Raw genomic sequence first — 14525 nt, forward strand, 5'->3', positions numbered from 1 at the left:
GATGGCATTTCAAATTATTTTAAACTTTGTACTTGCCTTTGTATGGATGTTCCTATCCTCTAATTACACAGCAACTGGCTTTATCATTGGGTTCTTAATGGGGATCGTTTCACTTATCATCATGCGGAGATTTTTCAAGTCTCGTCTTTATGTCTACCGCTTGTGGTCCCTTATAAAATTGACGTTGCTGTTCTTTAAAGAGTTAGTATTAGCGAATGTTCAGGTTCTAAAAGTGGTGTTAAAGCCTAAATTGGACATGCAGCCTGCTTTCTTTGCTTATCCTACTGTTTTAACACAAGACTGGGAAATCACTTTATTATCGAGTCTTATTACTCTTACACCAGGAACTGTGGTAGTGCATGTATCAGACGATGCAAAAACATTGTATGTACATGCTATTGATATAAGTGATGTGGATGAAGCGATTGCTTCGATTCGAGATTCATTTGAGAAAGCGATTTTGGAGGTGAGTAAATCATGACAACGTTTATTATGGCTGTAATTGTAGTGATTTGCTTATCGATGATTGCGGTCATTTATCGAATGGTAAAAGGTCCTTCCGCATCTGACCGTGTCGTAGCGCTAGATTCACTTGGTGTTTCACTTATTTCTCTTATCGGATTATTTTCGATATTAGTGGAAACAAGCTTTTTCCTTGAGATTATTTTATTGCTGGCGATTTTATCGTTTATCGGTACAGTTGCTTTCTCTAAATTCATAGAGAAAGGAGACATCATTAAACGTGACAATTCTCGCTAATAGTTTAGTGATCTTTTTCATATCTGCTGGGGTGCTTTTTATTGTAGTAACAGCTATCGGACTTGTCCGCTTACCAGATTTGTATACGCGTGCCCACGCTGCTTCAAAAAGTGCAACGCTTGGTGTCATGTGTGTGCTGATTGGTGTATTCTTTCACTTTTGGCTGATTGAAGATCATTTCAATCCACGTATATTATTGGGGATATTATTCCTCTTCATCACTGGCCCTGTTGGTGGACACATTATGACTCGTTCTTCCTATATTGCTGGTGTAAAGCCTTGGAAAGGTACAGTACGTGATGAGTTAGGTCCTGAAATTGACAGAATGAAAAAGGAACAAAATGTGAAATAAAATATAAAAAATCTGCTCGATCATCCAGAAAATCGAGCAGATTTTTTCGTTTAAATATATCCTTTTGAAGTTAAAATAGCAGTCAACTGTTCAACGCACTCCTCAATAGAATGTTGTTCTGTATTTAACATAATTTCAGGATTTATTGGTTCCTCATAAGGAGCACTTATCCCTGTAAAATTAGTAATTTCAGCATTCCTTGCTTTTTTATATAGACCCTTTGGATCTCGTTTTTCACATGTTTCTACCGAACACTTTACAAAAACCTCAATAAATTCACCATCTTCTACAAGCTCACGTACAACTTGCCGATCTTCTCGGTAAGGCGATATAAAAGCTGTTAATACAATTTGGCCGCTTTCTATAAATAACTTTGAAATTTCTCCTATTCGGCGAATATTTTCTTTGCGCCCTGCCTCATCAAATCCTAAATCCTTATTCAGACCATAACGCACATTATCACCATCTAACACGAAGGCTTGATTGCCTCTTTTAAATAATCGACGGGCAAAAGCATTGGCCACAGAAGATTTTCCTGAAGCAGATAGGCCAGTAAACCATAAAATAAAGCTTTGATGCTTATTTTGTAATCGGCGCTCCTCTTTTGTAATGGAGGCTTCGTGCCAAACAATATTTGAACTCATTTGACTACCTCCTTACGCATGCCCTTAATTAATACATCTACTACTTCTTTACGGCTGAATGTACTTGGTGGAACTTCACCATTTCGTAGCATTTCACGTACCTTTGTTCCTGATAAAATGACATGAGCAGAGCCATCGTGTGGGCACGTTTTTGTTGTAGCCATGCCCTCACATTGCTGACAGTAAAAGCTATGCTCGAATTTTAATGGGACTATTCCTAATTCATCTTCAGTGAATTGTTCAAAGATTTTTTGTGCATCGTACGTGCCATAGTAATCGCCTACACCTGCATGATCACGACCTACGATAAAATGTGTACAGCCATAATTTTTCCTTACTAGTGCGTGGAAAATAGCTTCCTTTGGTCCTGCATAACGCATTGCAGCTGGAAAGACACCTAATTGTACACGGCTTGTAGGATAATAGTTTTTCAATAATACTTCATAGCTCTCCATACGTATAGCAGCCGAAACATCATCCGATTTTGTTTCGCCAACAAGTGGGTTTAAAAATAAGCCATCAATCGTTTCAAGTGCCGCTTTTTGAATATATTCATGTGCCCTATGCACCGGATTACGTGTTTGGAAGCCGACAATTGTTTTCCATCCCTTTTCAGCAAATAATTGTCGCGTTTCAATAGGATCAAATGAATACGCAGGAAACTTTTGTCCAATACGTTTGATTAATGTAATTTTTCCTCCTACATAAACATTAGAGCGTTCATGTAGCTTTTGAACGCCGGGATGTGCTAAATCCTCTGTCCCATATACAAGTAAAGCCTCTTTTCGCTTATTCGGCTCATAAATATCGACTACTTCAATAACGCCGTAAATTTTATCATCATAGACTAGTTTTACCTCGTCACCAGGCTGTAGGGTCGCTGCTCTCTCTTTTGTAACAGGTAATGTAATAGGAATACTCCAAACTACGCCTGATGCTAAGCGACTTTTCTCTACGACTGACTCATAGTCTAGTTGTGTTAAAAAGCCTTCGATTGGACTATAGCCCCCTATAGCAATTAACTCTAAATCACTCAAAGAAATTATATCCAGCTCAATCTCCTTGTGAATCGTTGTAATGTCTTTTTCTGGATTAAATGCTTGCACAAGATGCCCACCATGTGGTTGTAAACTCATATAAACTTCCTCCTAAATCTAGTTAAATACTAAGTTTTATGATCAAAATATATTAATAGGAACTATGACACGATTTAAATGCTTTAAATGCCATCCCCTGCATCATAGATAGACTGTTCTTCTTCACGCATCGTACGCATTAAGCTAATGACACCCAGTGTTCCAACAATAATGCTACCATTCAAAACAATGGCATAGAGATCCTTTTCTAAAAACAGCTGCACTAAAAAGTAAGAAATAGTTAGCGAAAAGATGGGCGATACAATCCAAATGCGAATGATTTTTTTCACAATATGTTGATGGAAAATTCGTTTCCCATTCTTCGCCATACCGATTCCAATAATGGATGAAGATGTTACTTGTGTTAATGGCACTGGTAGCCCAAAAATTGAGCTGACGCCAACTAGCAGTGCACCTGTACTTGAAATTAAAATCCCTTCCGCCTTTTGAAAGCGCACAATTTTTTTACCATTTGTTTCAAGAACTCGTTTACCAAGTAGTATGGCGCCTATTGCGACAAATGCTCCTCCAAGTATAATCCCAGTAGTAACATCCATCATCCCCGCCCCAACAAGTGGCCCAACTGCATTAGCTACATTGTTCATACCTGCTGAAAAGGCTTCAAAAAATCCTGCTAATATGAGAAGAACTGTTAAAATAGGACGATCTCTTAGGAGCCCTCTAGTTTGTAATTTATATAACAACTTTCCAAATAGAAAGGTAATGACAAAGGCTACAAGCGGTACAATGACCCAAAAAGCTATGATAACAAGCAAAGAGTGGACAAATAGCACTTTATAAGCAATTCCTACGCCTACGACCGCTCCGACCGTTACTTCACTCGTTGATAAGGGAATGCCTAATAGATTGGCAAAAAATAAGGAGCTCGTCGCAGAAATCAAAATAATAATGACAACCTTTACGGTAATATACTCCTGTGGCATAATGCCTGAGCTAATCGTTTTGACAACTTCTCCTCCGCCTAATACAGCCCCACTATAGACACCTATTGCACATAACAGTAATGCTTGCCACGCTTTGTTGATGGCACCTGCACCGTAAGCGACACCCATTGAGGCTGCTGCTCCGCTTGCCCCTATATTCATCGCAAAAAATAAACTAATCGCTATTGCAACATATTCAAGCATGGCTTAACTCCTTTATTCATGTAACCCGCATTCCGTTTTACCAGACCCTTGCCATCTGCCAGAACGTAAATCATCCATCGTAAACGCTGGCTTTGTACAATGCTCACAGCCGATACTTGGATAGCCTTGATCATGCAATGGATTGTATGGCAAATCGTGCTTGGAAACATAGCGCCAGACATCCTTCCAAGTCCAATGAATCAGTGGACATATTTTAATCGACTTAAATTTATCGTCACGATTAAGAAAATTTGTCTGTTGACGTGTTGGTGATTGTTCTCGACGTAAGCCAGATATCCAAGCCTTTTTACCTGACAAAGCTTCATGTAAAGGCTTAATCTTGCGAATGTCACAGCATTTATTTGGGTTTGACTTCCATAGTTCATCACCATGTTGAGCAGCTTGTTGCTCTAGTGTAAGTGCAGGCTTCTTCATGACAATGTTTAGTTGTGGATATTTTTCTTTGACTTTATTAATCGTTTCATAGGTTTCTTTAAAATGGACATCTGTATCTAAAAATACAATCGTAGCGTCTGGCTTTACCTTAGAAATGAGGTCAATTAAAACAATGCCCTCAATGCCGAAGCTACATGCATAGACGATTTCCTCCCCATATTCTTGATAGCTCCACTGTAAAACCTCTAGCGCAGCCTTATACAGATCATCGACCTGAAAATCAATGATCGGTTCTTGCCAATTTTCGTATGTTAACATCGAATCCCCCTCATAGCAAAAAAGGCGTTCTAACAACAGACACAGTAAAACAGGTCTTTGTTAAAACGCCTCTAGTTTGACTAGCCAGCTCTGTATTTAATGATTGTTCACTAGTATTTGCTACCTCGTTCCACAATCATTCTTCTTATTACCAAATATATACTAAAGTACACCAAGCAGTCAACTAGGTTTTTTAAACTATCTTTTCATTTCACCCATTTTTTCAGTTTCTTGTTGCATATGATGGATTTTATATAAGGGTATGCAAATTAATTTTCTAAATAAATAATCTTTTTTATAATTCCTTGTTGACTAATAGGAAATATATGTTTAATGTATTATTAAAGCTTTAACACAAACAATAAAATGCCGATCAGAAGATCTGAAGGCCATCTACCCATGATATTAGTTCATTGTGGGCGATGGCCTTTTGCATTTTCTAAGCTGAAAAGGAGCGAAATTATTATGAAAAAAAAGAGGAACTTTGTTCTGCAATCATTGGCACTTATATCTGTATTATCCTTGAGTTTAACAGGCTGTAGTAGTGCTAATTCAGATGAAAAAGCAAGTGATCAAGAAGCTAAAAAATCGGTAGAGCTACTAAATGTATCTTATGATCCAACACGTGAGCTTTACGATGAGTTCAACAAAGATTTTATTAAAAAGTGGAAGGATGAAACGGGTCAAGATGTCACAATTAATCAATCGCATGGTGGATCTGGAAAACAAGGGCGAGCCGTTATTGATGGTCTTGAAGCTGACGTTGTAACACTTGCACTAGCTTACGATATTGATGAAATTGCTCAAACACGCGAGCTGTTAAATAAAGATTGGCAAACTGAATTTGACCACAACTCTACTCCATATACATCAACAATTGTCTTTTTAGTACGCAAGGGCAATCCAAAAAATATTCAAGATTGGGATGATCTGACTAAAGACGATGTGTCTGTCATTACACCTAACCCTAAAACATCTGGCGGTGCACGTTGGAACTACTTAGCTGCTTGGGCCTATGCTGGAAAGTTATATAACAATGATGAAACAAAAATAAAGGAATTTATGAAATCACTTTATAGCAATGTAGAAGTACTAGATTCTGGCGCTCGTGGTGCTACAACGACATTCGTAGAGCGAAAAATTGGAGATGTCTTAATCGCTTGGGAAAATGAAGCTTACTTGTCTCTAAATGAATTAGGTAAGGACGAATTTGAAATCATCACACCATCGTTAAGCATTTTAGCAGAGCCACCAGTTGCTGTTGTCGACAAAATCGTTGATAAAAAAGGTACACGTGAAGTTGCAGAGGCTTACTTACAGCATTTGTATAGTGAGATCGGGCAAGAAATAGCTGCGAAAAATTATTATCGACCACGAAACGAAACCATTTTAGCGAAATATAAAGAGCAATTCCCTCAGCTTGAACTTGTTTCCATCGATGATTTTGACGGATGGGCACAAGCACAAGCAACCCATTTTAAAGATGGTGGTACCTTTGATGAAATATACTTACCACAATAAGGAGCGTTTTGATGAGTAGTTTAATCATGCCTAAAAAATCGCGTCGAATTATTCCAGGCTTTCATTTATCTCTTGGTTATACGATGCTATACGTAAGTTTACTAGTGTTGCTACCACTTTCAATGATTTTTATTCATACCATGTCCTTAAGCTGGTCTGCATTTATCGATATCATTACAGAACCTCGTGCTGTTGCTTCTTATAAAATAAGCTTCAGCACAGCGCTGATTGCTGGCTTACTCAATGTTATTTTCGGAACAGTTATCGCATGGGTTCTTGTTCGCTATCAATTTCCCTTTAAACGAATCATTGATGGACTTGTAGATTTACCCTTTGCCTTACCTACTGCTGTAGCTGGTATTGCTTTAACATCTCTCTATGCGCCAAATGGTTGGATCGGCCAATTTTTTGATTTTAAAATTGCCTTTACGCCCCTTGGCATCATTATTGCTTTAACCTTTATCGGGCTACCGTTTGTTGTACGTACTGTACAGCCCGTATTACAAAATATTAGCGCTGAAGTCGAGGAAGCTTCAGCAAGTCTTGGGGCAAATCGTTTACAAACCTTTCGTAGAGTCATTTTGCCAGAGCTATTACCTGCTATTTTAACTGGCTTTTCATTGGCTTTTGCTCGTGCTCTCGGTGAATATGGATCTGTTGTTTTCATAGCAGGAAATATGCCGATGAAAACGGAAATTACGCCATTAATTATTATGACAAAACTAGAACAATATGATTATGCAGGTGCAACAGCAATAGCAGTAGTGATGCTTGTCACGTCCTTTCTTTTATTATTAACCATTAACTTGATACAATGGCTAGCCAATCGTCGGTTTGTACATTAGGAGGTACTATATGGAACAATCAACAGCTATTCAGCAGGCTAGTAATGTGAAAAATAAAGCCGCCACCAAGTCTGCTGCTTTACAGGAGCCTCGTATTATTCGCTATACGTTAACGTTTATTGCCCTAGCTTTCTTAGCTTTCTTTATCGTATTACCTTTAGTAACTATTTTTATTACAGCCTTTCAAAAAGGAGTCGACGTTTACTTTGCTGCTATTACCCATCCAGATGCATTAGCTGCTATTAAACTCACCTTAATTGTCGTAGTTATTGCCGTACCACTGAATGCGATCTTTGGCGTAATGGCTGCTTGGTCGCTCACAAAGTTTAATTTTAAGGGGAAAAATCTATTACTTACCATTGTTGATTTACCTTTTGCAGTCTCCCCTGTTATCGCAGGTTTAGTATTTATTTTGTTGTTTGGCTCACAGGGGCTATTTGGTGATTGGTTGTTCGCAAATGATATCAAAATTGTTTTTGCGCTTCCTGGTATTGTCCTTGCCACTATTTTTGTCACACTACCCTTTGTTGCACGTGAGCTAATTCCTCTGATGCAAACACAAGGTACGTCTGAGGAAGAAGCATCCATTTCATTGGGGGCAAGTGGCTTTAAAACCTTTTGGTATGTCACGTTACCCAATATTAAATGGGGATTATTCTATGGTTTGATTTTATGTAATGCACGAGCCATTGGCGAATTTGGTGCTGTCTCTGTTGTATCTGGTCATATTCGAGGTATGACAAATACGATGCCGCTTCATATTGAAATTCTCTACAATGAATACCAATTTTCAGCTGCCTTTGCTGTTGCTTCTTTAATGAGTGTCATGGCCATCTTTACATTAGTTGTGAAAGACATTATTGCATGGAAATCAAAATCTAGTTAAAAGGAGATGGTCTATTTGAGTATACAAATTAAAAACGTATCTAAAAAATACGGTTCTTTTCAAGCATTGGAAGATATTTCAGTCCATATTCAATCTGGGGAATTAGTAGCGCTGTTAGGTCCTTCTGGATCAGGAAAAACTTCATTATTACGTGTGATTGCTGGACTTGAAACCACTGATGTTGGCGACATCTTATTTGATGATCATTCAATAACTGATAGACACCCTAAGGAACGTAATGTAGGTTTTGTCTTTCAACATTATGCTCTTTTTCGCCATATGACGGTCTTTGATAATGTGGCTTATGGATTGAAGGTACGCCCTCGAAAAAGCAGACCCTCAAAACAAGAAATCAAAGATAAAGTGATGGAATTGTTGCGACTTGTGAAACTTGAAAATTTCTCAGATCGGTATCCAACGCAGCTTTCAGGTGGACAGCGACAGCGTGTGGCACTAGCAAGAGCGCTTGCAGTAGAGCCTAAAGTTCTTTTATTAGATGAACCATTCGGTGCACTCGATGCAAAAGTACGCAAAGAATTACGTCGTTGGCTACGAAAACTACACGATGAATTTCATATTACAAGTATTTTTGTTACACATGACCAAGAGGAAGCTCTAGATGTGGCAGATCGTATTGTAGTAATGAACAATGGCAAAATCGAGCAAATTGGCAGTCCAGACGAGGTCTATACAAATCCAAAAAGTCCATTTGTCTATGACTTTTTAGGCAATGTCAATCTCTTTAAAGGTCGCTTACATAACGGTAAGCTCATGCATGGTGAAATTGCTCTTGATGTACCTGATGCCCTAACACATTCAGATGACAATGCAATAGGCTATGTACGTCCCCATGACATTCATATTGAGAAAGAGCGTAATCTAGGTACGGTTCCTGTTAAAATTAATCATATCCATTTGCTAGGACCTCTTGTTCAAATTGAATTACGCCGTGAGGATCTTGATGAATTTTTAGAAGCAGAGTTATCAAAAGAACAATTTCACCTTCTGCAACTGAAAGTGGGTGACCAAGTATTTGTAAAGCCTAAACAATTAAAGGTGTTTATCCCCGAAGATTACTCCATTTAAAAAACCATGTAGCAGAGAAATTTGCTACATGGTTTTTATTATGAATGAAAATTTCTACCATCATGAACAGCTGTCACATATCCAGTACGAATAACAAAATCACCAAAATGCTCACCTTCTAAACGTTCTTTTGCAAAATGTAGAAGGATTGGTCGTAGCTCTGCTAAAATTTCTTCTTCACCAATATTCTCACGATAGATTTTATTTAATCGGTTGCCTGTAAAGCTTGCACCTAGATACATATTATATTTGCCTGGTCCTTTACCAATAAAGCCGATTTCACTCATGGCTGCACGTGAACAGCCATTTGGACAGCCAGACATGCGAATGACAATTTCTGTTTCATTTAAGCCCGCTTCATCGATAATCGCATCAATTTTCGTAATGAGAGAGGGTAAATAGCGCTCTGCTTCGGCCATCGCTAAACCACATGTAGGTAAAGATACACAGGCAATGGAATTGCGGCGCAGGGCGGAATAATGAGCTCCATCCGTCAGTTTGTATTGTTCAATAACAGCACTAATTTTTTTCTTATTTTGTGGTGTTACATCACTAATCATTAAATTTTGGTTCGGTGTTAAACGAAAATCACCCGTGTGTACCTTTGCGATTTCACGTAATCCTGTTAATAACTGATACTCTTCAAAGTCTTTTATACGACCATTTTGAATGAATAACGTATAATGCCAATTACCATTTGAACCTTTGATCCAGCCAAATTCATCTCCTGTACGCTCGAATGTAAAGGGACGAGCCTTCTGAATTTCCCAGCCTAGACGACGTGTTAATTCTTCTTGGAACCATTCAAGTCCTCTTGCATCGATTGTGTATTTAAATCGTGCATTTTTTCGGACAGAGCGATTCCCATAATCACGTTGGATCGTAATTATTTTTTCTGCTGTTTCCAATAATTTATCTGGCGTAATAAAGCCAATTACACGAGCAAGCTGTGGATAGGTTTCATGATCGCCATGCGTCATACCCATGCCTCCACCAACCGCTACATTAAAGCCAATAAGCTGACTATCTTCAACGATGGCAATCAATCCGATATCTTGCGAATAAACATCAACATCGTTACTTGGTGGGATGGCAATCCCAATTTTAAATTTTCGAGGCAAGTATTGAGCTCCGTATATCGGTTCAATTTCTTCATCCTGACTATCTACTACCTTTTCCCCATCCAACCATAATTCATGATAAGCACGTGTTCGAGGCAATAAATGCTCACTTAGTTTGGCAGACCAGTTGTAAACCTCTTCATGTAAGGCAGATTGGTTTGGATTGACATTACACATCACATTACGGTTTACATCCCCACAGGCCGCAAGAGAATCCAAAAGCACTTCATTGATTTCCTGCATATATTTTTTGACATTCCATTTTAAAATGCCATGTACTTGAAATGCTTGACGTGTTGTTAATTTTAAAGAGCCATTGCCATACTTTCTAGCCATTTCATCCATCACAAGCCATTGTGCTGGTGTGGCTGCTCCACCTGGTGTTCGTACACGCACCATAAATTGATAAGCAGGTTCCAGCTTTTGGCGTTGACGTTCATTGCGAAGATCTCGATCGTCCTGTAGGTAACTACCATGGAATTTCATTAGGCGATTATCGTCCTCTGGAATACCAGAGCTTAATGGATCATTCATGGTACGTTCAAGACTTCCGCGTAGGTAATTACTTTCGGTCTTAATGCGCTCTACATCACTTGGTTTTCCAGGCTGTGGAGGTAAAACTATTTTATCTGTCATTCTATATCGCTCCTTTAATCCATTACACCACGGCGTTTCGGTTTACACCTGAGGCTTCGCTTGCTATTAAAGTATTTATCTTACTATTCGAAAGGGAGGGGTTTTTCTCATATAAAAGGGTGCCCGTTCAGTTAATAAACGTCACGTTGGTAGCGTTTTTGCTGTTTTAATTCGTTCACAAAGACTTTCGTTTCCTCTGTCGTTTTCTGTCCTTGCTGTTCAATAATTCGATGAATAGCTGCATCCACATCTGCTGCCATTGCTTTTTTATCACCACATACATAAATGACAGCACCCTGCTCAAGCCATTCATAAAAACTTGCCGCATTTTCTTGCAATTTATGTTGAACATAGACTTTTTTATCAGTATCACGTGAAAAGGCCACATGCATTTGGCTTAACGTGCCAGAAGCAAGCCAACGTTGACAATCGGTTTGATAAAGGAAATCCGTTACAAAATGCTGATCGCCAAAGATGAGCCAAGCTTTCCCCTCAATCCCTAACTCTTCTCGCTCCTCTAGAAAAGCTCTATATGGAGCAATGCCTGTGCCTGCACCAATCATAATAATTGGTGTATCCTCATGTTCTGGTAATCTGAAGTTTGGGTTTTTATGAACATAGATTGGCAATGTATCGCCAATTTGTATTCGTTCTGCAACATTACCAGAGCAAACACCAAAACGTTGTCGGCCAGCTGTTTCGTAGCTTACTTTGCTAATTGTTAAATGCACTTCTTCACTATTGGCCTTTTGGCTACTAGCAATGGAGTAAAGTCGTGCTGGAATTTTACGCAGCATTTCAACAAACTGCTGAGCACTCCATGTAAATGGTTTAAAATCTTCTACTACATCAAGTAAGTCTCTGCCTGTTGCATAGTCCTTCCATGCACCAGATTCTTGTATTAGCTTTATAAACTCATGATGCTCAGTGTAAGTACCGATTTTTTCTAACAATGGCCTAGATAACACAGTAATTTCTACTTTTTTCTGTAATGCATCCCTTAATGGCATCGTTTCATTTAAAACGGTCACCTCAGTTTCTGGATCGAATTGCAATGCAGTCAGTAATGTATTTACTAACTGCTCATCATTCTCTGGTTGAATCCCAATACTATCTCCAGGCTCAAAATGGAAATTAGCTCCCTCAATAGATAATTCAAGATGACGCGTTTCTTTATTAGAGCCACGACCATTTAAGTTTATATTTTCAAGCACCTCAGCATAAAATGGATTTTTTCTTGAATATGTAGAATCTCCTAGTATTTGTGTTTCATTGTTCGGTGTTGAAGTTGACGCTGCTGAAGTTGCTTGTTGCAGAAATTCCTGTTGAACCTCTGAGAACCACTGTGCAGCTGCGTCATCATAATCCACATCACAATCAGTTCGGGGGACAATTCTTGTTGCGCCTAATTTGGCAAATTGCTCATCAAAGTCCTTACCTGTTTTGCAAAAAAATTCATAGGAGCTATCTCCTAATGCAAGGACTGAATATCGAAGATGCTCTAGTTTTGGTGCTCTTTTACTATGCAAAAATTCATAGAATTGAATCGCTTGATCTGGCGGATCGCCTTCTCCATGTGTACTCACAATAAGTAAGAGATTTGTAATCTTTTTTAAGTTCGTTGCTTTAAATTTCCCTAATGAGGAAACAGTAACATCTACATTTTGAGCTTTTAAGGCTGATGCATACTTTTCAGCTAATCCTTGACTATTGCCTGTTTGAGAGCCATATAAAATCGTCATTGTTGTCGTTATGGGTTGGACTGCTGGTGTTGCTTGTTCACCAATAGCTTCAAGTGTTGCTTGTGAAGCACTTAAATAGCCGCTTAGCCAAATTTTTTGCTCCATTGTTAATTTAGGTAGAAGCTCGTTTAATAATTTTACCTGCTCTTCATTAAATGGACTGTTTATTACTTGCAGTTTCAATCTTTGCCACCTCACGAATCATCATCATTTAATTTTCTTTAAAAAAATTTATCGAAGTCTTATTTTTTCTTTTTTTTCAATTTGAACCACATATGAGTTTTGAACAATCAATGTAATCGATCCATGGTTCACAGTATTTAATATTTGGCGGACATTATCTAATGCTAGATTTACATTTTCAGTCCTTTTATCTACCATTACGAAACACCTTCCTCTTTAAAATGTAGTAATTCATGAATACGTTCTACTAACACTTTTTTTACATTGTCGTCATAGCCTAAGCTTTCACATAACAACATATTCTTGCTGTCAAATTCCTGTAATCGCTTTTTAATACTTTTCCTTAAAATGCCTGTAAATAATAAATACGGTACAATAAAAACCTGCTGTTGCTTCCCGTTATCTTGCTGTAGCCAGTCTTCAAAGGTTGGTCCCATTCCATATAAGAAACATGTATCGACTGCCTTATAGTGATATTTAGTACGTAACCTCATAGCAATTCTAGATAAATCTCTCTTGACGGCTGGATCACTACTCCCACGTCCTATGAGTAAAACACCTGCATTGCTGTTAGGTTGCTGTTTTTCTATTATCCGAGTTTGTAACGTGTCAATTAAAAGTTCATGGATTCCTAGTGGCTCACCGTAAGTAAACTTTATATATGGATATTGCTTTTGAGCTTTTGCAATTTCACTTGGTATATCCTTCTTTGCATGGTGAGCAGCTAACAATAGAATGGGCATAACAGCAATTGCTGTTGCCCCTTTCCGAACGCAGCTCTCAATCCCTTCCGCGATGGTAGGCGTTGCTAGTTCTAAAAAACATATTTCCTGAATGGATAAATCAACAGCTTGTTGAACTCCTTGAAGAAATATTACAGCTTGCTCAACCCCTGCCTTGACACGGCTACCATGTGCAATATATAAAATAGCCTGCATGATTCCACATCCTTACCCTGTAATTTGGGCTGGCTGTGGATTGCCTTGCTCAAACCATTGAATGGTTTCTCTTAATGTCACAACCGCCCCTACTAGTATGATGCTAGGATTTTGAATATTTTCCGCATGCACAATTTCTTCAATTGTTGCTAAAGTACCCGTAACAGTTTTTTGTTTAGAAGAGAATGTTCCCCAATGAATAACAGCCACAGGCGTTTCTTCATCACGTCCATATTTTAGTAATTGGTGGCGGATATACGGCAGATTACCAACCCCCATATAAATGGCAATCGTATCAATCCCTTTGGCAAGACTTTCCCAACGTATCCCATCTTCTTTCCCTTCCTGCATATGTCCAGTAACCATGGCAAAACTCGAACCTAAGTCCCGATGTGTCACAGGAATTCCTGCATAGGCTGGCGCAGCAATACCTGAAGTAATACCAGGTACAATTTCAAATGGAATATGATGCTTGGCTAGCACTTTTGCCTCTTCGGCACCTCTTCCAAAGACAAAAGGGTCCCCTCCTTTTAATCTTGTTACGACTAATCCTTGCTGCGCATAACTGACAAGTGTTTGATTGATATGTTCTTGAATCATGGCATGTTGTTGTGGCAGTTTCCCGCAAAAGATCAATTTAGCGTCCTGCTTGGCATAGGCTAATAGCTCTTTATTAATGAGTCTGTCATATAAAATGACGTCTGCACATTCAATACAACGTAATCCTTTTACCGTAATGAGATCAACATCTCCAGGCCCAGCACCTACGATATACACTTTCCCCATTTCATTTCACTCCTTCTATCAATTACAC

General features: G+C 38.6%; 16 protein-coding genes. 7 read left to right on the top strand and 9 right to left on the bottom strand.

Annotated elements, in window-relative coordinates:
• Window position 1: 1 nt before the first annotated feature.
• From GJU32_RS00080 to mnhG, 3 genes are read left to right on the top strand one after another with little or no spacing between them, the layout of a single operon-like run.
• Window positions 2–481, top strand: a complete 480-nt coding sequence (locus GJU32_RS00080) for a Na+/H+ antiporter subunit E (protein ID WP_155589931.1) — start codon at window positions 2–4, stop codon at window positions 479–481.
• On the top strand, window positions 478–759 hold the full coding sequence (locus GJU32_RS00085; RefSeq protein ID WP_155589932.1) for a Na(+)/H(+) antiporter subunit F1: 282 nt from the start codon (window positions 478–480) through the stop codon (window positions 757–759). Before GJU32_RS00080 ends, GJU32_RS00085 begins: the two co-directional genes overlap by 4 nt.
• Window positions 743–1111: a monovalent cation/H(+) antiporter subunit G gene (gene mnhG / locus GJU32_RS00090; protein ID WP_155589933.1), complete on the top strand. Its 369-nt coding sequence runs from the start codon at window positions 743–745 to the stop codon at window positions 1109–1111. Before GJU32_RS00085 ends, mnhG begins: the two co-directional genes overlap by 17 nt.
• Window positions 1112–1161: 50 nt before the next feature.
• Here mnhG and cysC read toward each other — a convergent pair whose 3' ends face one another.
• The 4 genes from cysC to GJU32_RS00110 all read right to left on the bottom strand — a co-directional run bounded on the left by cysC (window position 1162) and on the right by GJU32_RS00110 (window position 4753).
• Window positions 1162–1755: an adenylyl-sulfate kinase gene (cysC, locus tag GJU32_RS00095; RefSeq protein WP_155589934.1), complete on the bottom strand. Its 594-nt coding sequence runs from the start codon at window positions 1753–1755 to the stop codon at window positions 1162–1164.
• Window positions 1752–2891 carry a sulfate adenylyltransferase gene (gene sat / locus GJU32_RS00100; protein ID WP_155589935.1) on the bottom strand — a complete coding sequence of 380 codons (1140 nt, stop codon included), beginning with the start codon at window positions 2889–2891 and terminating at the stop codon, window positions 1752–1754. Before sat ends, cysC begins: the two co-directional genes overlap by 4 nt.
• A gap of 83 nt (window positions 2892–2974) precedes the next feature.
• Complete coding sequence (locus GJU32_RS00105; RefSeq protein WP_155589936.1) at window positions 2975–4039, bottom strand: inorganic phosphate transporter; 1065 nt, start codon at window positions 4037–4039, stop codon at window positions 2975–2977.
• A 12-nt stretch (window positions 4040–4051) separates the two neighbouring features.
• Window positions 4052–4753, bottom strand: coding sequence for a phosphoadenylyl-sulfate reductase (locus GJU32_RS00110; RefSeq protein ID WP_155589937.1), 702 nt, complete (start codon window positions 4751–4753; stop codon window positions 4052–4054).
• A gap of 465 nt (window positions 4754–5218) precedes the next feature.
• Here GJU32_RS00110 and GJU32_RS00115 point away from each other — a divergent pair, with 465 nt between their 5' ends.
• From GJU32_RS00115 to GJU32_RS00130, 4 genes are read left to right on the top strand one after another with little or no spacing between them, the layout of a single operon-like run.
• Window positions 5219–6274, top strand: a complete 1056-nt coding sequence (locus tag GJU32_RS00115) for a sulfate ABC transporter substrate-binding protein (protein ID WP_155589938.1) — start codon at window positions 5219–5221, stop codon at window positions 6272–6274.
• Between the two features lie 11 nt (window positions 6275–6285).
• The gene (gene cysT / locus GJU32_RS00120) at window positions 6286–7119 is read left to right on the top strand and encodes a sulfate ABC transporter permease subunit CysT (protein ID WP_155589939.1); all 834 of its coding nucleotides are present in this window, start codon (window positions 6286–6288) and stop codon (window positions 7117–7119) included.
• Between the two features lie 10 nt (window positions 7120–7129).
• Window positions 7130–8005, top strand: a complete 876-nt coding sequence (cysW, locus tag GJU32_RS00125) for a sulfate ABC transporter permease subunit CysW (protein WP_155589940.1) — start codon at window positions 7130–7132, stop codon at window positions 8003–8005.
• Window positions 8006–8020: 15 nt separating this feature from the next.
• The gene (locus GJU32_RS00130) at window positions 8021–9091 is read left to right on the top strand and encodes a sulfate/molybdate ABC transporter ATP-binding protein (RefSeq protein ID WP_155589941.1); all 1071 of its coding nucleotides are present in this window, start codon (window positions 8021–8023) and stop codon (window positions 9089–9091) included.
• A gap of 38 nt (window positions 9092–9129) precedes the next feature.
• On the opposite strand, the gene cysI is transcribed toward GJU32_RS00130, so the two are convergent.
• The 5 genes from cysI to cobA form a co-directional block, all read right to left on the bottom strand.
• Window positions 9130–10848: an assimilatory sulfite reductase (NADPH) hemoprotein subunit gene (gene cysI, locus GJU32_RS00135; protein ID WP_155589942.1), complete on the bottom strand. Its 1719-nt coding sequence runs from the start codon at window positions 10846–10848 to the stop codon at window positions 9130–9132.
• Between the two features lie 131 nt (window positions 10849–10979).
• Entirely contained in the window at window positions 10980–12773 is a 1794-nt protein-coding gene (locus tag GJU32_RS00140; protein WP_155589943.1) for an assimilatory sulfite reductase (NADPH) flavoprotein subunit, read from the bottom strand.
• Between the two features lie 48 nt (window positions 12774–12821).
• Complete coding sequence (locus GJU32_RS00145; RefSeq protein ID WP_079561519.1) at window positions 12822–12971, bottom strand: YezD family protein; 150 nt, start codon at window positions 12969–12971, stop codon at window positions 12822–12824.
• On the bottom strand, window positions 12971–13711 hold the full coding sequence (locus GJU32_RS00150; protein WP_155589944.1) for a sirohydrochlorin chelatase: 741 nt from the start codon (window positions 13709–13711) through the stop codon (window positions 12971–12973). The genes GJU32_RS00145 and GJU32_RS00150 overlap by 1 nt, the downstream gene beginning before the upstream one ends.
• 12 nt (window positions 13712–13723) lie before the next feature.
• Window positions 13724–14497, bottom strand: a complete 774-nt coding sequence (cobA, locus tag GJU32_RS00155) for a uroporphyrinogen-III C-methyltransferase (RefSeq protein ID WP_155589945.1) — start codon at window positions 14495–14497, stop codon at window positions 13724–13726.
• Between the last annotated feature and the right edge of the window lie 28 nt (window positions 14498–14525).

Source organism: Lysinibacillus cavernae (genome assembly GCF_009724685.1).
GTDB classification, from domain to species: Bacteria; Bacillota; Bacilli; order Bacillales_A; family Planococcaceae; genus Lysinibacillus; species Lysinibacillus cavernae.

What these genes read in the sequence shown, in the direction of transcription:
- GJU32_RS00150 (WP_155589944.1), bottom strand. Translation starts at nt 13,711, where the DNA reads ATGCAGGCTATTTTATATATTGCACATGGTAGCCGTGTCAAGGCAGGG.
- GJU32_RS00115 (WP_155589938.1), top strand. Translation starts at nt 5,219, where the DNA reads ATGAAAAAAAAGAGGAACTTTGTTCTGCAATCATTGGCACTTATATCT.
- GJU32_RS00085 (WP_155589932.1), top strand. Translation starts at nt 478, where the DNA reads ATGACAACGTTTATTATGGCTGTAATTGTAGTGATTTGCTTATCGATG.
- cobA (WP_155589945.1), bottom strand. Translation starts at nt 14,497, where the DNA reads ATGGGGAAAGTGTATATCGTAGGTGCTGGGCCTGGAGATGTTGATCTC.
- GJU32_RS00145 (WP_079561519.1), bottom strand. Translation starts at nt 12,971, where the DNA reads ATGGTAGATAAAAGGACTGAAAATGTAAATCTAGCATTAGATAATGTC.
- sat (WP_155589935.1), bottom strand. Translation starts at nt 2,891, where the DNA reads ATGAGTTTACAACCACATGGTGGGCATCTTGTGCAAGCATTTAATCCA.
- GJU32_RS00080 (WP_155589931.1), top strand. Translation starts at nt 2, where the DNA reads ATGGCATTTCAAATTATTTTAAACTTTGTACTTGCCTTTGTATGGATG.
- cysI (WP_155589942.1), bottom strand. Translation starts at nt 10,848, where the DNA reads ATGACAGATAAAATAGTTTTACCTCCACAGCCTGGAAAACCAAGTGAT.
- cysT (WP_155589939.1), top strand. Translation starts at nt 6,286, where the DNA reads ATGAGTAGTTTAATCATGCCTAAAAAATCGCGTCGAATTATTCCAGGC.
- cysW (WP_155589940.1), top strand. Translation starts at nt 7,130, where the DNA reads ATGGAACAATCAACAGCTATTCAGCAGGCTAGTAATGTGAAAAATAAA.
- GJU32_RS00110 (WP_155589937.1), bottom strand. Translation starts at nt 4,753, where the DNA reads ATGTTAACATACGAAAATTGGCAAGAACCGATCATTGATTTTCAGGTC.
- GJU32_RS00105 (WP_155589936.1), bottom strand. Translation starts at nt 4,039, where the DNA reads ATGCTTGAATATGTTGCAATAGCGATTAGTTTATTTTTTGCGATGAAT.
- cysC (WP_155589934.1), bottom strand. Translation starts at nt 1,755, where the DNA reads ATGAGTTCAAATATTGTTTGGCACGAAGCCTCCATTACAAAAGAGGAG.